Annotated in this window: 15 protein-coding genes and 3 pseudogenes; 13 read left to right on the forward strand and 5 right to left on the reverse strand. The window is 57.1% G+C overall.

What is annotated here, in order from left to right:
* The first annotated feature begins 34 nt into the window (after positions 1–34).
* The 8 genes and pseudogenes from CK218_RS16080 to CK218_RS16110 all read left to right on the forward strand — a co-directional run.
* A complete protein-coding gene (locus tag CK218_RS16080) occupies positions 35–721 on the forward strand; it encodes a hypothetical protein (RefSeq protein ID WP_095828292.1) in 687 nt (228 codons plus the stop codon).
* Positions 718–1215, forward strand: coding sequence for a hypothetical protein (locus tag CK218_RS16085; RefSeq protein WP_179294522.1), 498 nt, complete (start codon positions 718–720; stop codon positions 1213–1215). The genes CK218_RS16080 and CK218_RS16085 overlap by 4 nt, the downstream gene beginning before the upstream one ends.
* 330 nt (positions 1216–1545) lie before the next feature.
* Positions 1546–2202: a LuxR family transcriptional regulator gene (locus tag CK218_RS16090; RefSeq protein ID WP_245322454.1), complete on the forward strand. Its 657-nt coding sequence runs from the start codon at positions 1546–1548 to the stop codon at positions 2200–2202.
* Between the two features lie 81 nt (positions 2203–2283).
* Positions 2284–2964: an acyl-homoserine-lactone synthase gene (locus CK218_RS16095; RefSeq protein ID WP_095828294.1), complete on the forward strand. Its 681-nt coding sequence runs from the start codon at positions 2284–2286 to the stop codon at positions 2962–2964.
* 69 nt (positions 2965–3033) lie between these two features.
* Positions 3034–3456, forward strand: coding sequence for a hypothetical protein (locus CK218_RS30180; RefSeq protein WP_141245923.1), 423 nt, complete (start codon positions 3034–3036; stop codon positions 3454–3456).
* Positions 3457–3495: 39 nt separating this feature from the next.
* Positions 3496–4587, forward strand: a complete 1092-nt coding sequence (locus CK218_RS16100; protein ID WP_143749643.1) for a serine protease — start codon at positions 3496–3498, stop codon at positions 4585–4587.
* A gap of 1 nt (position 4588) precedes the next feature.
* Complete coding sequence (locus CK218_RS30185; RefSeq protein ID WP_141245924.1) at positions 4589–4927, forward strand: hypothetical protein; 339 nt, start codon at positions 4589–4591, stop codon at positions 4925–4927.
* A 1020-nt stretch (positions 4928–5947) separates the two neighbouring features.
* Positions 5948–6421: pseudogene (locus CK218_RS16110) on the forward strand (transposase); the annotation flags it as partial.
* 769 nt (positions 6422–7190) lie between these two features.
* On the opposite strand, the gene hxsC reads toward CK218_RS16110, so the two are convergent.
* Both hxsC and hxsB read right to left on the reverse strand, forming a co-directional pair.
* On the reverse strand, positions 7191–8351 hold the full coding sequence (gene hxsC / locus CK218_RS16120; protein ID WP_095802535.1) for a His-Xaa-Ser system radical SAM maturase HxsC: 1161 nt from the start codon (positions 8349–8351) through the stop codon (positions 7191–7193).
* Position 8352: 1 nt separating this feature from the next.
* Positions 8353–9771: a His-Xaa-Ser system radical SAM maturase HxsB gene (hxsB, locus tag CK218_RS16125; RefSeq protein ID WP_210201065.1), complete on the reverse strand. Its 1419-nt coding sequence runs from the start codon at positions 9769–9771 to the stop codon at positions 8353–8355.
* A gap of 2179 nt (positions 9772–11950) precedes the next feature.
* Here hxsB and CK218_RS16135 point away from each other — a divergent pair.
* The 3 genes and pseudogenes from CK218_RS16135 (at position 11951) to CK218_RS30625 (ending at position 17089) form a co-directional block, all read left to right on the forward strand.
* Positions 11951–13062: pseudogene (locus CK218_RS16135) on the forward strand (DUF6361 family protein).
* Positions 13055–16375 carry a helicase-related protein gene (locus CK218_RS16140; protein ID WP_210201068.1) on the forward strand — a complete coding sequence of 1107 codons (3321 nt, stop codon included), beginning with the start codon at positions 13055–13057 and terminating at the stop codon, positions 16373–16375. The pseudogene CK218_RS16135 and the gene CK218_RS16140 overlap by 8 nt, the downstream one beginning before the upstream one ends.
* Positions 16376–16837: 462 nt before the next feature.
* Positions 16838–17089, forward strand: coding sequence for a hypothetical protein (locus CK218_RS30625; RefSeq protein ID WP_170954326.1), 252 nt, complete (start codon positions 16838–16840; stop codon positions 17087–17089).
* A gap of 417 nt (positions 17090–17506) precedes the next feature.
* On the opposite strand, the gene CK218_RS30950 is transcribed toward CK218_RS30625, so the two are convergent.
* On the reverse strand, positions 17507–17905 hold the full coding sequence (locus tag CK218_RS30950) for a hypothetical protein (RefSeq protein ID WP_210201071.1): 399 nt from the start codon (positions 17903–17905) through the stop codon (positions 17507–17509).
* On the opposite strand from CK218_RS30950, the pseudogene CK218_RS16150 reads away from it, so the two are divergent.
* A pseudogene (locus tag CK218_RS16150) lies at positions 17837–18138 on the forward strand (DUF2958 domain-containing protein); the annotation flags it as partial. The gene CK218_RS30950 and the pseudogene CK218_RS16150 sit on opposite strands and share 69 nt — an antisense overlap.
* A 26-nt stretch (positions 18139–18164) precedes the next feature.
* On the opposite strand, the gene CK218_RS16155 reads toward CK218_RS16150, so the two are convergent.
* Positions 18165–18605 carry a MucR family transcriptional regulator gene (locus tag CK218_RS16155; protein ID WP_095802530.1) on the reverse strand — a complete coding sequence of 147 codons (441 nt, stop codon included), beginning with the start codon at positions 18603–18605 and terminating at the stop codon, positions 18165–18167.
* 513 nt (positions 18606–19118) lie between these two features.
* On the opposite strand from CK218_RS16155, the gene CK218_RS30630 reads away from it, so the two are divergent.
* Positions 19119–19376, forward strand: coding sequence for a hypothetical protein (locus CK218_RS30630; protein ID WP_170954327.1), 258 nt, complete (start codon positions 19119–19121; stop codon positions 19374–19376).
* A 1368-nt stretch (positions 19377–20744) separates the two neighbouring features.
* Here CK218_RS30630 and CK218_RS16175 read toward each other — a convergent pair.
* Positions 20745–21146: a MucR family transcriptional regulator gene (locus CK218_RS16175; RefSeq protein WP_095776686.1), complete on the reverse strand. Its 402-nt coding sequence runs from the start codon at positions 21144–21146 to the stop codon at positions 20745–20747.
* Between the last annotated feature and the right edge of the window lie 416 nt (positions 21147–21562).

Below are 21562 nucleotides of genomic sequence, written 5' to 3' on the forward strand. Positions count from 1 at the left end.
TTTTAACCCAATTTGGCCTTCGAAAGGGGGCAGTATGGACGTTCGCCTTCGTTTCCCCCTCGGAAACCCCATTGTGCTGGCCGATAGCTGGCCGCTTGAAGGCTATGGTGCCGTCATCGAGTTCGACCGCACGGGAGAACAGGCAACGGCTATTATCGTGACCTTTCGGGATCAGCCAGTGTCCTTGGCTCCCAAAATTACGGCGACGCCCGAAAAGACGGAGAAGGCGCACATTCATATCCGTGGAGATTTCGAGACCCGCGCGTCTGCCATTGTGCGACGCCTCAGCGAATATATCGGGCTCTATCAGGGACTCGACGTTCGCCTCGACAACGTCGAGGTTACTTTCCTCGGCAAGACCGATCAGGAACGCGACGAGATCAAGCTCAGCAAGTTCAACGTCTCCAAAGCAGCACGCAAGCGGCGCTTCGCCTTCAGCATGCTTGCGCAGGCGTTTTTTGCAGGAGAGAGCGGCGACGACCCCTCTTTCGTATCCCATATGGCGGGCCTCGCCCGCGAGGCGCTTATAGCTGAAGAGTATATTGATGCCTTCCGCTATGCGTTCTTGCTTTGCGAAGCGCTCTATGGGGGCGGAAAGTTTAAGACTGTTCAGCTTGTTCAGGCGATGCACAGCAACGACCAATTCAGGGCCATCGTCGAGGCCGCAATGAATGACTTCGATACGAACCCATCCATCGGCGGTCGAATGCCAAACAATTGATCGCCCAGCATCCTACCGCTCTGGCCATGATCGAATACCTCGTAGCGCAAAGGGGGTTCTATTTTCATGGCAATCTGGAGCGGAAGGACGCCTGGCACCCGGACCATCAGAACAAGGCACAGGAACTTGCTGAAATCGCCGTCGGTCTGGCCGGCGGGATAGCCCACAGCTTTGCCGACCAAATGTTCAAACCTGAAATTGCCTCTCGCTATTTCGAGAACGCAAGGAAGCAAGGAGCAATAATGACGATCAACGTTGAGATGAAATTCAAAGACGAGGCAGGCTTCGAGCAGAACCGAACCATGAGAATAAATACGCCAGGCACGCGCGCGACGAATTCAATGGCGATGGCAGTGCATGCCCAATTCCTGGAATGGGCGCAGGTTGAAATGAGCGACAAAAATCTAATCTCGGCTGTAGCGGTCGATGCTAAGTCTGGCAAAGAGCTTTTTCGCTCGCACTACCTGAGTTCAGATGGCGCCGCCACCGGCTAAATCGAAACGTTTGGCGCGGGACCCGTAGGAAGCGAACGGCGCGATCGACCGTTCATTGAACCGAAATCCCAACACCCCTCGGCTAATCCGTGTTGGTAACCGCGAGTCAGTTGCGAGGACGTGGTGTAAACAGAGGGACCTGCACGTGTGGTGCAGAGAGCGTTCACGCAAGAAGCCCGTTTCCAATTTGATATCGATCAGACTCTGCATATTCAAAGTTCCTAAGATCCGTTATAAACGGATTTTGGGGCGTTGGGCTCAGGCATGATCGACTCAGATGTATTCGACTTCGTCGAGCGATGCCGCAAACACGCGACAGCAGGAGCGCTCTTGAGCGATCTGCTCGCGACTGTAAAGAATCTTGGATTTGAGCATCTTATCTTAAGCGGCGTGCCTTTGGGCGGGCAGAAGCTCGCGCCTATGGTGGAACTGAACGGTTGGCCTAAAGGCTGGCTCGAGCGCTATGTGGAAGCAGAGCACGCCGCGGTGGATGGCGTCTGCATCTATTCGGCGAAAACGTTGAAGCCGTTTCTTTGGTCCGAGGTTCCAGCCAAGTGGTCCAATACGGAAGAATCGCGGCGCGTCGCCGGCGAAGCGACCGAGTTCGGCATCTGGAGCGGCTTCGCCGTGCCGATGCTGAGTGTACACCACTGGCAATCCGTGCTCTCGTTCGCCTCGTCCGCGAGGGTCTGCAAGTTGTCGCAACGCCAACAGGTGCAACTGGTCACCATGGCTGTCTACGCCGGCATGACGATCCAGTCGTTTTCAGATGACGATGAAGGCGACGAAGGCCTCCTGACCGATCGGGAAAGGGAAGTTCTCTTGTGGGCCGCGGCCGGCAAGACGTCGTCGGAGACTTCGCAGATCCTCGGCCTGACTGAGCGCACCGTGAAATGGCACGCGACACGGGCGCGCCAGGCCTTCGGCGTCGCGACCACCACGCAGGCCGTCGTCGAAGCGGTGCGCCGGCGTCTCATCCACCCCTAAAATGCGTCAACTGTCCGATCGGACAGGTGACGTACATTAGACAGGCTGCAACTATCCCCAAGAACGATCGAGGATCGCGCGATGATTACGGCTCATGTCGTCAATGCGCATAACAAGCATCTCTATGAAAACGAATTCGACGAGTTTCTGCGCCGCCGGCACGATTTTTTTGTGCACCAGAAACGCTGGCGCCCTCCAAGCCCGGACGGTCGCGAACTAGACCAGTTCGATACTGACGCGGCCACCTATCTGCTGGGTATCGAAGAGAATCGCGTTGTGACCTCGGCCCGATTGATCCCAACGAGCGAGCCGCATATGGTCTCGGAGGTCTTTCCTCACATGTGTGAGAAATCAGGCGTTCCCAGGCGGCCCGACTGGGCCGAATGGACCCGCACCTTCGTCGTTCCCGACAAGCGCTCGACCGGGTTGCGAGGCACGCTGACGCAGCTCTGTTGCGCAGTCATGGAATACGCGCTCGACGAGGGCCTCAGCGCGGTCGGCGGCGTCCAGGAGACCTATTTCATGCCCCACCACGGCGCGCTGAATTGGCACGCCGAGCCGCTCGGCATGGCCAGGGAGGAAAAGGGCGAGTGGTACATCGTTGCGTTTATTGAAGTGAATGAGGCAGCGCTGGCGAGCGTGCGGAAGATACTTGGGGTTAAGCGGTCGTTGTTGATGCGGCGAGGGATGCAACGACCGTTCGTCGACAGCAAAACAGACCGTGTAATCGGACTGCGGAGCCGTCGCGACGGAGGTCATTAATGTTCATGGCTAAATGAGCGCTTATTCGGACACAAATTGAACAAGAAACCACATCAAGGGAGACAAATCGTGAAACGCCTGATAGTTGCAGTTTTGGCGCTTGCCACAGCAAGCCATTATGCTCACGCACAAGATGCAGCGCGACCTGAGGTCGTCGTCGTTGTTCCCGAAGAAGTTCAACAGGCCGATAGAGATAAAATCAAAGACATAATAACAAAGTCATTTGATTTTGGGGTCCAAGTCGGTCCGCTCGGAGGCGGAATAGGGATCTCTATAAAGTCGGCCGATCAACAAAACAAGTCTATTGATCTATCCAGGTTTTCGCAAATGACGCCGCAAGAGGTACAGAAGAATTTTCTCTGCGATGCGCTTTGCGACACTGCGGCCGCCGGCGCCGCTGCGGCCTGCAGCGGCCTCTCCGCGGGCGTAGCCGTTGCTGCGTGCCTCGCCGCCGCAGCTGCAGGGAGAGATGAGTGCCATAGACATTGCTGATCAAATGTCGGCTTGCGTCCTATAGGGCAGAGGTTCATTATGAAGCGCCTGATTGTTTGTACCTCACTATTTACAGCTCTAACCTGTGCATCTCATGCGGATGACTCAATGGATATCCAAGCTGCGATCCGGCAGCTGAATGATGTAGAGAAGTCGCTCACCTCTACTGCAGTGAAAATGCAGACGGTCGAAAAGAGCATTGAGCACGACTCTGCTCTTCAGACGATTTATCTGAACAAGTCTGAGGAGGTGCGTAGAGCGCTCGATTGCTTGAACGACAAGGTCATTTACGGCGATGATAGTCGGGCCAATTACTACTGTGGGACTGCCGAGGAAAAGCGTGCGGTGGAGGGGACCGCCGCATTCATGATGGCATCTAAACTTAGCCCGGATAGCGATCCATCTTACATCGCCGTCGAGCAGACGCCTTCTAGGCTCTGCACGAAAGAACAGACCGCGTCGCTCGGCCTTCCTCCGGAAAGTTTCTATGACGAGCCAGAGACAGCATTCTGCAGTGGCTTTAAGGTGGGGGAAAAGCTTATTGCGACAGCAGGGCATTGTATTCCGGACGAATCGTTCTGCGCTAATACCAAAATCGTCTTTGGATTCTATCGGTCTGACGCTGAAACTGAACCAACGCGGATTCCGGTCGGAAATGTGTATCAATGCAAGAAGATTGTTGCCGGTAACTATGCTCCTGATACGTTAGAGGCAGACTGGAGGGTTATAGAAGTGGACCGGCCTATAGAAGGTAGGCCGTCATTTTTGATACAGGACAGGTCTCCTGGAGCCGTCACCAAGAACCAATCGGTTACAGTGATTGGATATCCAATTGGCATGCCTGCCAAAATTACGAGGAACGCGTCGGTGATAGCCGTCGAAGAGAACTATTTTGTTGCGGATAGTGATACGTACGGCGGCAACTCTGGTTCGGTCGTTGTCGACGCTGACAAGCTGGCCAAAGGCGAATTGGTGGCTAAAGGCATAGTTGTGCGAGGCGCAAGAGACTTTATCCGAAAATCACCTTGCTATGCATCCAACCGATGTCAAAAGGTTGAACTCGGAAATGGTCAATGTGGAGGGGAGAGTTCCACTCATGCGTGGCTGATCAAGAACGCCATAGGAAATTAATATGAAGGCGCTCATGTTTGCGCAACTACTTCTAGTTTCGCAACCAGGATCAAGTGGCGAAATATTATCGGTTCACATTTATCCGCAGCTTGTAGAGGTGCGCGTAGCGAGCAATGGGTGTACAACCAAAGACTCGTTTCAGTTCCGGTTTATCGGTGCGGAGCAGGGAAGAAGAAGATATTCGTTCGAACGACTGGCTCGTGCGGTCGATTATTGCAAGGCGTGGCTACCTGAAGGCGTGACGCTTTTTTACGTGCCAAGTGACATTGGTGTGGAGAGCTTCTGTGATGTTCAAGTGGTCAACTTTCCGAACATGAATGGCGAACGTCCTGTGTGCTGAAGTAAAGACTAGTGCTGTGCCTCGCGTAGTGAAATCAATGTTCTTTGGTCGTCCGAGCTCTATCTTCAATGTTAATGGTTCGCAGCCTTCTGGCTGCCTATCAGTTTGGGAGACCGTCGGTCGCCGCGGATTTCTCAGCGGTGTTGCGGCGACCCAAATCGCTGTTGCTGCGCATGGGCTGTCCCATGCCGAGGTCTCGACGACATAGATGTTGGGGCTCAACCTATTTTTCGTTCTATCAGCGAAGCGGGCAAGACGATCCTCGGCTGTTACTTGCAATGAGCGGCGTGCTTGCGGCGAGAGCCGCGTTCCTGCATAATGCCTGGCCGATCCGTTCGTCGGCTTTCTGGACATGCCGAGCAGTCAAGACGCTAACCGGAAAGCTCGAATACTTCGATCTGCGTGACCTGCATGAGGCCGATCACGAACAAAGCTTTCTGGGTCAAACTCCGAGCCGCGCTTCGCGGCGATCGGAAAGTTCAATCAACTGACCGAACTCCGCAACGGGCTTCGCCACAGCCGAACCGTCGATGAGATCACTCGCAAAGAAGGTGAGGCCGCGATCTTGTGATTTGAACAGGTGCTAAGTCGCGTTTCTGGGCCTGTGCGGCAAGCTGTGGAGGTTAGCCCCCGTCCGAAGGCAGGCTATTTTTCTCTTGGTCACAAAGAAGGCCGCTCTGCGCTCTTGCCGGTCACCTCGACGGTTGAGCCCCCGCTGAACCGGACATGCTCCCCGCCTTTAACTGAAGGAGAGATTTTCCCGCCTCAATAGCGGAGAGGGCGAAGTCGGCGACTGAATCGGTTGGATCGACAGCTCAATTCGCCCTTTTGAACACTTGCAATAGCGGTTTGCAACTGGGCGTCGGGATAAACACTTGAGGCCTCTTTTTTGCGAAATCTGTAGGTACCCCATGGGCGCGAGGTCGCGTGTCGATACGACTAGCAGGCTGTTGAAAAAGTCACTGGTCACCGGACCGCAGCGGTGATTCACTGGCTCCGAAGGGATTCGGAGGATAGCGAGTGCGCGGCGGGGACGATCGAACTGGCGAACTGTTCAGCTACGTGGACCTTGAAGCCCGTGTTCGGCGCGATCATCCATTGCGGGCGATCCGGATGATCGTGAATGAAGCCCTGTCGGCGCTGGAGCGTGAGTTCGCGGCGCTGTATTCGCCGATCGGACAGCCCTCGATCCCGCCGGAGAAGCTGCTTCGGGCGATGCTTTTGCAGGCGTTCTATTCGATCCGCTCGGAGCGGCTGTTGATGGAGCGGCTGGAATACGACCTTCTGTTCCGCTGGTTCGTCGGGATTGGCGTTGACGATGCGGCCTGGGATCATTCTGTCTTCTCCAAGAACCGTGACCGGCTTCTTGAGGGCGACATCGCGGCGAAGGTCCTTGCGGCGGTGCTGGCGCAGCCCAAGGTCAAGAAGCTGCTGTCGACGGATCACTTCTCGGTCGACGGCACGCTGATTGAGGCCTGGGCTTCGATGAAGAGCGTCAAAGCCGAAGGACAGCTCAGGCGAAGCGCCGAAGGATGGCTCCGCTGGCGCATCGTCGAAGCGGATCTGTGGGATCGCAGCTACCTAAACCTCGGCGGCCCCGCCATGATCACCATCGGCGGCGACAACAATGGCGAGATCGCCTTTGGCGTCCTGCAAGCCGGCCTCGATCTCAGCTACAGCCCCTCGATCGTTCACTTCACATGGGCCGGATGTGACGAGATGGACGAAGTCACAGACGATGGCCACGCCGAACTGCTCGACGACGGCTCGATCGAGATCACATTCACCTACCACAACGGCGACGAGGGCATCCTCAAGGCAATACGGCAGACTTCTTCAACATGCCAGATAAATCAAATCGGTGTCGACCATCAGTATTATTACTTTCTCATGAGTTGCTAAAAGTGAAGAGCGGCCAAGTCGTGGGCCTTGAGGTTCTCGATAATGTCCACGTTGAACGTCCTGATGGTAGCCAGTTGCTGATCCAGTTGAAGCACACCGTACAGCGGAACGCGCAAGACCTCCCCATCAATCTTACGACCATGGACAGTGACCTGTGGAAGTCGCTATCGAACTGGTGCAAGGTGATCATCGACCCTGCGGAGGGCGGATATCCATCCCCGCTCTGATCTACCTCGCGGTCAAGGCGGGTAGGGCGGTCTTGGATATCAGCGACTCATAGTCAACGCGTTCCATGGAAGCCGTCGTCACCCCTGCAATTCTGGGAGCATGCATCGACCGCGGATGAAATGAAAGCAAGACGCTATTGAAATGCTGAGATGTGGGCGCTTCGCGCGAGGTTGCTAGATGAAAAGAAGCCGCCACATTGGTTGCGCTTCGAGCAGTCGTTGCATTCCTCTACATATTCATTTTTCCAGTCGCTGATCGACTGCTTTGCGTATCCATGGAGGGATCTATCAAGCAGACAAAGCTGGTGATTGTAGACAGAGACGTTGATCCTGGCGGCACCCAGATACTGGACTGCCGCCCGCAACTCACTTCTATAATCGTAGGGGTCCATCCAGAGCTTATCCATATTCGCCCTTGTGAACCCAGTGATCTCAAGGCCCATAAACGCTACGTGATCGACGAAAGTCAGGTTTCTAAAAATGAAATCCGACAGGTCGGCCAGTCCTTCGTAAGTCTGCTTGTGAACCACAACCCGTATCTCGACTTCAGCCCCAACGGCCTTCAGGTTCATGATCCCACGGATTGTCTCGTCAAAAGCGCCTTTGGACTGAACGACATAGTCGTGAACCTCCGGGTCCGCGGAATAGATCGGTATGCCTATCGAAAGGCGGCGATGCCCAATCGCTTGATATCTTTGTGCGAACGCCTTGTCCTTGAATGACCGGCCGTTTGATAGAATGTGGATTGGCGTGGAGGGGAGGTGGTCGCGGGCACAGGACAAAATCTCGAAAAAGTCCTCGCCGACTAGCGTTGGCTCTCCTCCGGTTATGCCGAGAAACGGTGTCGTTGAGGGCAGCAGCGGCAGCACATCTATGATTTCTCGCGCCAGCCAGTGATCATCGACATCTTTTGGCGGCTGAGAGCACATCAAGCAGAGATGGTTGCACCGCTCGGTCACCAGGAAATAGTTGGCGTTGGCCTGCTTGCGAAAGAGGACGCGCACCGCCTTTCGATCCGGCCCGAAGCGGATAACGTCTCCATCGCCGAGGTAGGAAAAGTAATCAGGCAGAACGATCAGCTCTCGGTTTGAGAAGATCTCCTCAGCCTCGGCCTGATGCTCTTCAAAGGTCACGACCCATCGGCAGTCAGGAGCAGACTTGTCACCCCGGAAAAGATAGGCGTCATGATCTGGATTCGGCGCCTGACCTGTTGTTGAGGTCATAAGCCGCAGTGCCGATCGAGGGGCGGACGGTTCGATGCTGGCTGACGAAGCAAATCCGCTCAAACGTAGCATCTTAATTCGCCCAGCTTAGAAACAGCTCACGAGTAGCAACGTCGCTTTCCATCAGCGCAATCAATCTTTTGAAGATCGACATGTTACGATTGCAGAAGCCGGAGCGGGTCTTGAGGCCAACGAAGTCGCTATGCGTTGCGGTGTGGAACACCGGGTCGGAACCACAAAACGGCTCGTAAGCGCACTCGGAACACATTGGGACTGAACCCGCGAAGGATTGCTCGATTGGGTCCAGTAGGGCATCGGCCCCAAAGATCTCAGCGTAGGTGTTTTCGTGAACATTCCCGAGCAGGAAGGTTTTGTCGCCCATTTCAGCCAACATTCGAGCCTCGTCGGAGGCGTATACGCTGGCGTCGTAGTTGTAGACGACGGCTGAGATACCGATGCCAGCTGGGCTCATAAGGTCCACGTATCCCGGCTCGAATGGCGTCAGCATCTTCGTGAGGATGGTCGCCGCGTAAAACTCCTTGAACGGAATTCCCCTCCGATTGAGCTCCAGGATGTAGTTCAGTCCTTCGAAATAGAAATCGAGCCAGCGGTCCGCGTCGTAGGCGGCATAGAACTTCGTCTTGACGGCGAAACCGTATGGAGAGAGCGGTCGAAGGAATATCCCCGGGAACTGCAAGCTAACGTATTCGTCGATGATCGTGCGGACTTGCGAGAGGCTAGCCTTCGTAGTGGTCATCAACGCGCTAACTCGCTCGTGGCCGAGGGCGTTTCTAGCCTTGTGAATGCCTGCGACGGCCAACTCGCAGCTGTTTTTTCCGGGGCGGGGGCGGTTGGCGTTGTGAAGGGCAGCCGGACCATCTAGCGATGTGGAGATCAGGATGCGATGCTGGCGGCAAAACTCTAGGATTTCGTTCGTCACGACGGCGAGGTTTGTCGTGATAACGAACTGCAAGGATCGTCCGGCTGTCTGATTGATCTCTTCAGCCCGGCGCACGACATGCTGGATCAGAGGGAAGTTTAGGAGGGGTTCGCCGCCTTGGAACTCGATCTTTATCGCCGGACTTGGAGATTGAAAAATAAGCGCTAATGCCTTCTCGGCAGTCTCCTCCGACATGTCGAAGGCCGAGCGATCCTCGCTTTGACGAGAAACCTGACAGTACGGGCAGGAATGTTCGCACCGCAGGGATACGACCATGATGTGAAGCGACGTGAAGTTCTCAAGCCGCTTTGCCTTGGTGCGAACCTTTAGCGCCAGCAGGTCTCGCCCCAAATTTGAGGAGGCATCGAACAGAAATTGACGGCTGCGAAGACGGGAGTACGCCGGGTGGGTGCTTGGCAGTTCGTGCTTGACAAGGGAAGCCAGCACGGCGCGCGGCAGCACCAGAAATTCACCGGCTTGGTTCGTCAGGACATACCGTTCGTCATCCAGCGGCGAAAAACGGAAGTAAGCCAGCTGGTACGTGTCGTCCACTGGTCGGCGAAAGTCGCTCGCCGGAGCAAACCTAGTCATCCGCCTGTAGGCCCGATCTCGAGAAGGCCAATGCCAATATCGCATTCCTAACTGAAGCTGTTTCGGCTGCGATCGTGCCTCGCAGGTCTTGGTCCAACACCTCGAGCCGCAGCCTCTCTATCGCTGCGTCCGCCGAAGCTCGCCCGACCGCCTTACTGAAGTTGATCGTGCAAACGGCGAAGCCGCCTTCGATGGCAATCTCGATGGCAGCGTTCCCGGTTGCCCGGTACGCTGCGCGCTTCACACAATCGAGACCGAAGACAGACAGATCAAACTTGGCTTGGGCAGTCCGGACGAGCTCGCTATCGCGAGGAGCGTCCGCCATCAGCAATAACTGTAGCCAGAGCAATGAGACCCGTGACTAGCATGGCTCGAATGGCTGGTATGGTACGCCATGATGACGCCCGTACCATTGGAGCGGTCGAGAACCTCACCGTAGCCGAGGTCCGCTGGAACCGTCCCAGCCTCTGCCAGCTTGGTCGAAGGCTGATTTGCCGATTCGACAAGCGTTGCGGCCTGTACTTGGCCGCCAAGAATCATCGTGGCCGACAAGGCCACTGGCGATAGAAAACTGCGTTTTGACATTTTCCAAACCCCCGTTTGCACGGAATCATTAGCAAGGCCCGTCAAGCTGGGCAAGTACCAATTACGCAGAAGTGCTTAAGCTTCCACTAATATGATTGTTCAATACTGCATTGTCTTCGCGGACGCTAACTCCCACAGCTCGGCTCACCGTCGGCTACGTCCCGGAGGTCACCTCCCACAACCCATGCAAGATAGGCGGCTGCACCATTGTCTCTTGATCAATTCAGCGTCGCAGCTATCGCAGCAGGCTCTCCCGCATCTTGAGTGGCACGTTCCCATTAGGTGTCTGGGAGACTATGAGAAGCCTACGTTAAGACCGAGTGTAGGGCCGTTGATCGGCCGGAGGCGTCTCCTTGTCGACAAGGAATTTGATCCCTCGGTGGAACCAACTTTCGCGCTATTAGCTGCCACTCTGCTCGGCCATCGCACCGGCTGCGGGAGATCCAAAATTCGGCGCTATAAACTTTCCTGTATTCCACGACCTTCTCATCTCGCATCCACTGAGAGGTAGAACACGGGCAGGAAGTGATCTTTTTGCGGATTTGACACGAATCCTATTTAGCTGCGTCGACGAACATTGGTCAGTACTTAGGGAAGTCGTTCGGAGTAGCTTCCGACGCCACACCCCAGCCACTACTACCTCGCCGGCAGCTCGGCCTTGGCGCTAGTTGTCTTGACCAACGTTAGGAAGAGTGTTGTTCAATCCAGTTCACTCGCGTCCCTCATAAAACTCGACACAGGGAGCTGCCTCTTGAGGCGAAAACCAGGCGCAAGACTATTTCTTGTCGTGGCGGAGTTCGTCGCCAACGCAAACTCGAATAGAACATACTACTCCGTATGAATTTAGTCTTTCACATGACGTCCAGAGACGTCGAGTCCGCGTGGCACCGCATGGTACTTCAGGGTATACCCCCAAGTGACTTTTCGGGGTTTAGGCCCGTCGCTAAGGTGTCACAAATAGTCGGTGCCAACCTAGATGTTACGCCGTGCGGTGCTCACCGAGTTACGGGTGACACCATGGCATCGAGCCGGTGGACTACCAGCTTAACCGAATGGCGGCTTTGCGCCCCATTTGAGTCGTTCGACGAGCTTTCGCGAGATCTCAAAACCGGACAACACGTCCTTGCCATGCGAGTGACAAATTGAGGGTCGGAGCCGGACGCGTAGTTTTTTGGTGGGAGACTGTGTGAGAACATGGCTCGACGCATCGCTCACTGCCTGCTGGCGCTGCCCTCTCTCCCGCCGGTCCTCTCAAGGCATTTCCCATCTGCTGTGATTTTCCCAGCGAACAACTGCCAAGAGCCTCGCCTATCGTTTTTTAATAACACCGAGTTTAATTCTTGCATGTCGGACACTGCAACGCTCTTGAGAATAACTTCTGACTCCTAGTTGCTCGCGCCGGTCAATTCCTGCATGGTGCCATAGCTGGTCTAGGGATGAACCAAGCAGTTTACACACCTGGTTTTTTAGGAGCACCCCATGCGTGGAGATACTCTTGTCTTCAATCGGATGGATTGATTTTGACGAAAAGGAGCGCGAACGGGCCCATGCCCTGATGCAGCTCTTCACCGAGCAGGAAGCAAGAGATGAACTCGGTCTGGGCGCGATCCGGGATTCCATCGCCGATTACATCTTCCCCGGCACCAGCACCGTCCAAACCCGCCTCCGCTACTGTTCGTCCCCTGGATCTTCTCTCGGCTTCCTCGCCATCGAAATTCCATCGAGGTGCTGGACCAGATGCGGTCCGACCAGCTCAAGCTTCGCAATGCCCTGGTTGCAGGCAAGGAGAACAATGGCGTTATCGGCGTGAATGCCGGCCGTGAATTGAAAAGACTGCCTGCCAGCGTCTATTGGGCTGGTTTGGAGAATTGGGGAATCCGGCTGTTCCCGGGATCAATCGACTCCTATGCCGCCTCGCTGCCTTCCTGGCCGAAAGAGACCAGCAGGGACCACGACGAAGACGACTATGGTGCGAACCGTTCCGGGTCAGCGCTATGGCACCCGCAGCTTCCCGCGGCGCCGAAAGGCCTCTTCGAAAATGCGAGCTTTGCGCTGAAAGACGAAGAAGCCGAATTCATCGTGGACCGTCTCAACGCCAGCAATCCCGACAGCTTGCTTACCTTCCTCGCTCGAAAGGGCGGCAATGCTCGGGCCGGCTACATTTGGGCACATCCGCACGTTTCCGAATTCCCCGCCCGCATGCGCCGCCTCGTCGAGCACGCCTCGATCTTCTCAGAGGCCATGTACGGCGCTGCCCTCCAGTACAATCTCCAGCTCAGCCAGCTGCGTGACAAGGATGACTGGGTCGAGAACTACAAGTCGGAGATCGAGAAGTGGCAGCAGGACCTTGATCTTGCCCGGTTGAAGCACTGGTCGCTGGAAGACTTCTGGGATGAGATCCGCCACCCGGCGCATCGGGTGCTCGAGCCCGCGCGACGGTTCGTGATCGATTGGACCGAACTGCTCAAGACCAGCGGCGGCCTCAAGCGAGACAAGGCCAAAGGGCAGGCATTGGTGAAGGAGCGAGAGCGGCGCCTGAAGAAGGGACAGTCGCGCTTCACCAACCAAGCAGCACTGGGCCGCTGGAAGGGATCGTCTGGCGCTTACCGCCTCCAGTTCCGCTGGTCGCAAGCAAGCCGTCATTTGCAGGATCTTGCCCGTGGCTAAGTCGCCACTGGATCCAGAAACGCGCCTGCTCTACGGCGATAGCCTCAAGGCTCCTCCGGGCTACGAATTCGATTGCGGGGTGGCCACAACCTTCTCGATGGATTTCGAGACGGCCCTGGCTGTCCCGGTCAACATTGCCTTCTTGTCGTCCAAGAACCGAGACGATGTCCTGAGCGACCACGTCGCACTGCTCGAAGCCTTTGAACGCACTGCCAAAAGGCTTGTCGTACGTCGACGCCGGGCAGATCAATGCCGACAAAGCGAAGGATCACGCCTGGCCTCCCTCCTTGAGAAGACGGTGGTTGAGGTGAAGTCGCCAGGCGATGGCAGCTTCCATCCCAAGCTCTGGTTACTGCGCTTCAAGCCGCTCTACGCCGACGATCCAATTAAAATGCGCTTGCTGATCCTGTCGCGCAATCTAACCCGCGATAGATCCTGGGACGCTGCGCTGTCACTCGATGGCAAGGTTGTCTCGAGGCCTTCCGCTGGCAACAGGCCATTGCACGATCTGCTCAAGGAATTGCCAGGCATGGCCGTCGGGTCAATGGATGACGCGCGGCAACGCGTGACCTTGGCGATGGCCGACGAACTCAGATACGTCGAATGGGATATGCCCGCAGGCTGCGACACCTTGGATTTCCACGTCAATGGCATCAAGACCGGCGGCTGGAAGCCAACCAGGAGCAGGAGCATCGCCGTGATGTCACCGTTCGTTGACGAAGAGGCTTTGGAGCATCTGGCTGCCCTGGCACCGCGCGCAGCCAAGAAACTGATCAGCAGGCCCGACCAGCTCGCCTGCGTGCCTGCAGCCACGTTGAGCAAATTCGACCAGGTCCTGGTCCTCTGTGTGATGGCGTTGCAACCTGACCTGATCATCCTCGACGAATTCCAGCGTTTCCGCGAGCTGCTCTCGGGCGACGACGATGCCGCCGACCTGGCGCGCGCGCTGTTCGAGTATGGGGATCAGGAAGCGAGTGCCCGCACCCTGCTGCTGTCGGCCACGCCCTATAAGATGCTGACCCTGTCCGAGGATTCACCCGATGACGGCGACCACTATAAGGATTTCCTTAAGACCATCGGTTTCCTGCACGGTCGCGATCGCGCGTCCGCAGTTGCGGATGAACTCGACCTCGAGATGCGCCAGTTCCGCCGTTTCCTCCAGCGATTGCCGGCCGCGACCAAGCAAGCCAAGAAGGCGCGAAAGGGCATCGAAGCGCGGCTCAAGAAGGTGATGAGTCGCACCGAAAGGATCGACAGCACCATCGAGAGGGACTCGATGCTGAGCGAGCCATCAATGGAAGCGAAGATAGCCGCGGACGATCTTCGTCAGGCCATTGTGGCGGCTCAGGTCGCGCGAAGCGCCGGGGCGCCTGAGATCATCGAATACTGGAAGTCCGCGCCTTACCTGCTGAACTTCATGCGGGAGTATAAGCTCAAGAAGTTGCTCAAGGACGCGGTGGCGAAGCCAGACCCCGCCCTTGTCGCAGCAGTCGCCGAGGCGGAGGCGTTGGCACTGCGGATGGACGACATCGAGAAGTACAAGCCGGTCGAGCCGGGAAATGCCCGGCTCAGGGCACTGATGTCGGACCTATTCGACGCCAAACTCGATCAGCACCTCTGGATATCTCCGTCGCTCCCCTATTATGGCGACGAGGCAAAAGCGCCGACGCTGACCAAGGCGTTGGTCTTCTCCGCCTGGCAGATGGTGCCGGACGCGCTCGCAGCCCTCATCTCCTACGAAGCCGAGCGGCGTATGGGGGCTGCGGAAACGAAGCTGGCCTACTCGGACGCAGCGAAACGCCGGCCTTTGCAATTCCGGCTCGACGCCAACAATCGACCGGCCGCGTTGCGCACTCTCAATCTCATCTACCCCTCCCCACTGCTGGCCGAACTCGGGGACCCCTTAGCGGTTTTTGCCGCAGCTGCCGAACGGCCCTCCACCGAGGAGATGCGGACCGCCCTGCGCCACAAGCTTGCCGAAAGTCTTGCTGGGCTTCCCAGGGCCGAGGATGGCGACAACTCTAGCGCGCGAGATTGGGAATGGTCGAGCGTCGCATTGCTGAATGTTGCGGCTGGCAATCGGGCGTCGGAGTGGCTCCGGAGCGGAGCGTTCGCCTCGACCGGCAATGAAGCCGGCTTCCGGGACCACGTCGTCGAGCTGATCTCCGCAAAAGGCATCGGAGAAGATGGCAGTGAAGCTACATTGGAACTGCTCGTCGATATTGCACTAGGCAGCCCCGCGGTATGCGCCGTCCGTGCTATCAGACGCATTGCACCTGAACTTGCCTGGGACGCGCCAGAGCTGCTTGAGGCTGCGGCCCATGTTGCCTGGGGCTTCCGAACCCTGTTCAACCAGCATGAGACCGTGGCGCTGCTGCGCCAGGAGAGCGATGAGCATTATTGGCGCAGCGTTCTCGCCCATTGCGGAGCACACAATCTCCAGGCCGTTCTCGACGAATATGTGCATTATCTCGTTGAAGGCGAGGGGCTGGTGGCCAAAACGCCGTCCGAGCGCGCAAGAGGTGTGGCAGAGGCCATGGTCAGGGCGCTGTCCATTCGCCCCTCCCAGATCGAGGTCGACGACGTGAGGGCTGAGAACGGACGCTTCGTCTTCAAGAAGCCTATCAAGATGCGCGGTCGGTTTGCCATGCGGCTGGCCGAACTCAAGGATGAGGAAGGTGGTGCCGTCCGGCTGTCAACTGTCCGCGAAGCCTTCAATTCGCCTTTCAGGCCATTCGTCCTTGCCACGACCTCGATCGGCCAGGAGGGTTTGGACTTTCACCCGTTTTGCCACCGGGTCTACCACTGGAACTTGCCCGGTAACCCGGTCGATCTGGAGCAGCGTGAAGGGCGCGTTCACCGCTTCAAGGGCCACGCCATTCGCCTGAACGTCGCCGAGGCACACGCTGACGCAGTGCGACAAGGCCGAATGCCACCTGCAGACCCCTGGGCCGCCATGTTCGCCGCAGCACGACGCGCTACCAAAAGCCGCGACGAGCTCATTCCATATTGGATCTTTGAAGGCTCGACTAAGGTGGAGCGGCGCGCGCCGCTGATACCATTGAGCCGAGAGGAGAAACGGCTCCAATGGCTGAAACGAAGCCTGACGGTCTACCGGCTGGCATTTGGGCAGCCACGGCAGGACGATCTCCTGGCGCACCTTGTCCGGCTAGTCGGTGATGGCTTCGATGCCAGCGAGTTCGACGAGCTCCAGATCCAGGTTGCGGCCCTAGGATGTCTGTTCTCGAAGCGGGCCTACGAAACGCAACAATGCGCCCCCCATTTCGGCCGTTGCCGACATGAGGCCGGTTAACTAAAGCGGACAGGAGCGTTGCCACATCACGCTGACGCCTCTGTACTGCTTGACCCTACATGAAATTCCGAAAGTCGTAGACTTCATCCACCATATTGGGATTCTGCTGGATGATATCGCGAGGGTCTTGGAGTACCCAAGCGTCACCGGCAGCTTCTTGTAGAGTGTGTTGTTGTTCCAATCCATCTTGGTGAGCCCAAGAATGGCTGAGCACGTGTCGTGCCAACCGCCTTGGCCCGTGAAACGGCGGACCAGCACCGGCGAAGGCGTCGGCTTGAGCGCCCCCTCCTTGTAGACGTCGCGACTTGCTCCCTGCATGTGGACGCCTTTGACGCTACCTTGCGTCCATAATAGCACCTCACTGGGGCTAACTGGAATGTACGTGCCGCGGGTCACTGGATAGCCGTCTGGCCGATCCTAGGCATTGAAACGGATCCCTTGCCAAGGGACGTTTCGGACGATTTGAACGAGTTCTACATCCGTCCCTTTCCGGAACGCATCGATGGCGCCGAGGATTTCGTCTTCCTTGAACTCGGGGTTCTTGTGGATGGTGATGCACGAGGGCGACCTTCCAAAATGCGCGCTTTGGTAGATTTCCAGGCTGCGCGAGAGCACGGCCTGCGCGGCCTGCAGTTGCCAATCGCCGAGCCGCCGAATGTCTTTGGGCCGCGCCTGGTTGCTCCCGGCTATCAATCCAGCACTTGGTCAATCTGATCGTCGCCGGTGAAGTGTCGGATCATTTGCGCGGCATATTCGCGTCGACTTCCCGGATTTTTCCTTAGATGATCGCACGTTGGACGGCCCCTTCGCAGGATCAGGCACCTTGGCGCGTGACATTGTCAGGCTTCTGGATATAGGCGGAAGCTCAACTCCCAGGCCGCCGCAATGCCCTTTATTCGGTACGGGAGATTAGGGATCATACGTCTTACCGCGCATTTCGCGAGTCGTGGGTCCAACAACCGGACCATCGACCGTCACCACGGGAAGGATTGTGGCGACGAATCCGGCCATCACACTCGGTGCCATGCGGTTGGCAGTCGCCTTTTCCGTCGCTAGTCCGCCGGAGCCGATGACGTTCCCTTCTAGCCGGCGCAGCCGTCTTCTTTGGAACGTCCTCCGAGACAGAAACCATCAACCAAAGGAAAAGACCATGACCAACAATCGCAACACCAACCCGAGGCGAAATGGCCGCTCCACCAAACCTACACCGTGCGCGACGCCAGGGAAGGCCAGAAGGGCTTCTGGGTCCACATCGGCTCCCTCTTCGCCCACGACGACGGCGAGGGCGGAACGCTCCTCCTCGACGCACTGCCCATCGACGGGCGGGTCGTCCTGCGCACGCCTAAGGCTGACGAATAGGAGGCCGCCATGCAGTTCTTGACCAAAGACTGCGGGAGAAGCTGCTGGCGAATGGTCGCCAGCAGCACCTCTCCGCGGCACCGACGACGAACCGAGTTCGTCCCGGTCCTTAAGCTGTTCACGCCGGATGCCGGCGCGACCTGGCTCCTGACGGAAATTTACCCCGAGCACCCTGACCTCGCATTTGGACTTTAGGACCTGGGACTTGGCTACCTGAGATCGGTAGTCTGAGCCTCTACGAGCTCGCTGCCGTTCGTGGCCGCCTGGGCTTGCCTGTCGAACGCGACCTGTGTTTCAAGCCGGACAAGCCGCTGTCGGCCTATGCCAGTGAGCCTCACGCTTCGGCCGCATCCAGGTGTGACGTTCGTCACGATGCTCAACGCCAGCCTTCCGGGTGGCGTTGAGTGCCCAAGGCAATAGCGGCCAGACCTCAGGCCCTGGCCTTGCGTTTCGTCGCTGGTTTCTTGGCTGGAGCTGGCTTTCGTCCCAAGCCCAGCGACTTTGCCAATGCCGATCGGGTCGCCGAATAACTCGGCGCAACCATGGGATAGTCCTTGGCCAAACCCCATTTCGTCCGGTATTCGTCAGGCGTCAGCCCATGACTGGTCGCAAGATGCCGCTTGAGTGACTTGTATTTCCTGCCGTCCTCAAGGCTAATGATGTAGTCCGGAAACACCGACCTTTTGGGATTAACTGCCGGTTTGGGGACAGGCTCTGGTGTGGGAGATGGCGGGCTAATATTCGACAATGCCGAATTCACGCTCGCGATCAAATCCGGCAATCCGGACACTGGAACCGCGTTCTTTTGGACATAGGCAGCAACGATATCGGCAGTAAGTTCAATCATATTATTGTTTGGTTCCCCGGGCATTGGCGTGCTCCTTCAATCACCACGTCCTCATATCCGTCAGGTGACGATATGCAATCAACCTATGCCACTTGGAATTTGTCCGATCAATCCGGATATTTGATATTTCTGTATGACGCGAGGGCAAAACGATCTTTTGTTTAGCGGCAAAGCGTACCCACGCCAAACCCTACAGCCTGAAAATCGTATAGAGAGATGAAATTGCCTCAACGGACGCTAGGCAATGGGCATGAAGGCGGGGCTGGATTATGCGAACCACGTTTCCTCTTCCCATTTTTTGAAAGCTTTCAAAGATTATTTTAGCATGCTGCCTAGACATGCCCGTCAGTTGGTAAGCAACGTTGTACAGGTGTCCAAACGCGGCGCAGCCGGGTGAATAGCAAATGGCAATCGTCGATGGACCCGGGCCGTCGACAGCCTTCCATAGCCTAGCCCGGTCGGCCATATTTATCAGGCGGTGGCCGGCTCGCTCGGCAGAAAGACTGCCATCAGGAACGTTGAATGAAGGGGAAATGAATGCTGTCAACCTCGGCGAGCAAGGATGGCAACCGGCGAAGCTTCCGCTATCGCCCAGAACTCTCCGGTATTTGGCTGATGCATTGTTCGAGCTTCTCCAGGCGGAACTTCGCCTTCGGGAAGTTCATGGCCGGCGTCGAAACGTCGATGGCGTCGCAAAGGCGTGGTCGTCATGAGGTCGCGCCCCAGTTCGGCAATGCGCGCGCGCACCTGTTGAGCGTCGTCCTGGCGCAACGCTCTAATCAATCCACGTCCTAGCATCAGTCTTCCTTGCGCCATCCAAAAAGCCTTGCGGGTCTATCCACGAGGACCCTGGCGAAGACTAAGAGGCTCCTGGGAAAAGTCCGGCGAGTAGCAGCAAAGGGCCTGAACACGGGGCCGACGCTCGAAGGTAGCGCCGGCAAATAGCGCGACTGTGACGCCGCATCGGCTGCGGAGTCGGCGGCTGAAGTGTGGATAACCAGCCCTTGCTATAGCCGCTTGCGCCAGCCGGCGTGCACCCCAGCAGTCATGGTGGCGGAGCATGTTAAACTGGCGTTGTTTGGGCCGTCACTCGGCTACCGCGAGGGCGTGCATCAACCGTTCGGTGATCGCGTGGCTGGCGCCGCGAACAAAACCGGAGGATCGGTTCTATTCGACATACGTGTCGACGGCGATACCTGCATAACAGCAATAATGGTGATGGAGAGAAGCGGTGGCGCACGCGCGGTTCGGGTACCAGGCGCACGAAATGGTTGAATCTCCGCCTCAGTATGATAGGGCAGGTGCAGAGAGGACGCGCCGTCACTATAGCCAGAAGCTTGGGAGATATTTCCCACCTCGGAACTTGAGATCGACGATAAGGCCCCCGATCGGGCCGCCGTCACCGCCTATGACGAAGCGCACATCGCCGCCTACGCTGCCTTGCTGGTCGCGGAAGCAGAGGGCGCCGATTGGAGCGACGCGGCTTGGGACATCTTGAAAATCGACCCTAAGCGCGAACCGGCACGGGCACTTGATGCCTGGACATCGCACTTGGCGCGGGCGCGCTGGCTGGCGATCAGCGGTTTACAGAGTTTCCGAAGCGACTTGTTGCAATAGGCAACGCCCCCCCCAAGTTGTCATTTGGGGCACCCGTGGCTCGAAAAGGAGGAGGGTGCGAGCTAAGACCGCCGCTGTTATAGCAAAGATAGGAGAAAGGCAGTTCCGCCTAACCGCCGGGGAACGAGGGGCGAGGTTGCCCATCGCTACCACAGCACGATTTTCCCGGCTACATCCGTGAAGGGACGTTCTAGGCTTCCTCATACCTTGGCCGTCCGCGGGGCCGGCCCACATGCTTCCCATTCGGAACAGAACTGTTTCCCTATGTCATAACCTGCCTTGCGCCCTTTGCGGCTCGCTCGATGACGTCCATAGGAGTTGGATCGGCAGCCAAGGTCGGTTGTCGGCCGCGACATGAGGCGGCAGACGAGATCCCAATCAGCGCTAGAACGATTGCAACATGGGCTTTGAGAAGCCTGTGCCACCATGCAGTTCGCCGGTTACGTCATGGCTGAACCGCATTCCCATCACCCCACTCCCTAGGTGAGGACGCGTTTGCCGTGGCAAAAAAATCAGAAGGCGCCAGCAAGCAGCGAGGTTGGATCTTCACACTGGTGTTTTGACGGCTGACCTGCGGCCGAGACCAGCTGACTTTGCAAGACGAGAACGCTGAGCAGCATAGTTAGGCGCCACCATCGGATAGTCATGGGCAAGTCCCCATTTTGCTCTATAATCCTCGGGTGTCAGGCCGAAATGGGCTTTGAGATGGCGTTTAAGGGACTTGTATTTTTTTCCGTCCTCCAGGCAGAGGATATAGTCGGGAAACACGGACCGCTTGGGGTTGACTGCCGGAACGAGCCCGGGGCCTTCTGAACCAGGCGGCAGCACAACAATCGCCCTCAACGCAGAATTGACACTAGCGATCAAGTCCGGAAGTCCGGCAACAGGGATCGCATTCATCCGGACGTAAGCCGCGACAATATCTGCCGTAAGGGACAGTAAATCCATGCTGGGCGCCTCGGCAGCCTTCTCATCCACGTTTATGCGCGCAGTATTCTCCTCAATCACGCCCGTCTGTTCTGTATTGGCGTCCTCTGCGCTTGTGCGCTCGGTATTGTCGTCAATCATAATCATGCTCCTTTCTTTCTGTAAGCCTTCCTATTCGAGACGTGCTGGCGGTCCAAATGTGCGGCGCAGGTTGAAGGCGTCATCTCAAAAGGCGCAAACTGCACATTCCCACTAGGTCTCATTGCAGCCATCGAAGGGATGGCATCTCGTTTACTTCGAGTACGGCCGGTTGAGGATCGAGCCTAACCTCTCAACGAAGATTACGTGCTTGTCCAAGTAAGGGCAGGGCCTAGGTCGGTGGGCCATTCTCTTCGCCAGTGCGCCCGCCCCCGGACTCCGCCCGGGTTGCATGCCAA

It is taken from the genome of Mesorhizobium sp. WSM3879, from assembly GCF_002294915.1.
GTDB lineage: Bacteria > Pseudomonadota > Alphaproteobacteria > Rhizobiales > Rhizobiaceae > Mesorhizobium.

Coding starts and splice junctions, on each gene's coding strand:
- CK218_RS16080 (WP_095828292.1), top strand. CDS start 35: ATGGACGTTCGCCTTCGTTTCCCCCTCGGAAACCCCATTGTGCTGGCC.
- CK218_RS16095 (WP_095828294.1), top strand. CDS start 2,284: ATGATTACGGCTCATGTCGTCAATGCGCATAACAAGCATCTCTATGAA.
- CK218_RS16100 (WP_143749643.1), top strand. CDS start 3,496: ATGAAGCGCCTGATTGTTTGTACCTCACTATTTACAGCTCTAACCTGT.
- CK218_RS30185 (WP_141245924.1), top strand. CDS start 4,589: ATGAAGGCGCTCATGTTTGCGCAACTACTTCTAGTTTCGCAACCAGGA.
- hxsC (WP_095802535.1), bottom strand. CDS start 8,351: ATGCTACGTTTGAGCGGATTTGCTTCGTCAGCCAGCATCGAACCGTCC.
- CK218_RS16155 (WP_095802530.1), bottom strand. CDS start 18,605: ATGCCCGGGGAACCAAACAATAATATGATTGAACTTACTGCCGATATC.
- CK218_RS30630 (WP_170954327.1), top strand. CDS start 19,119: ATGCTGTCAACCTCGGCGAGCAAGGATGGCAACCGGCGAAGCTTCCGC.
- CK218_RS16175 (WP_095776686.1), bottom strand. CDS start 21,146: ATGGATTTACTGTCCCTTACGGCAGATATTGTCGCGGCTTACGTCCGG.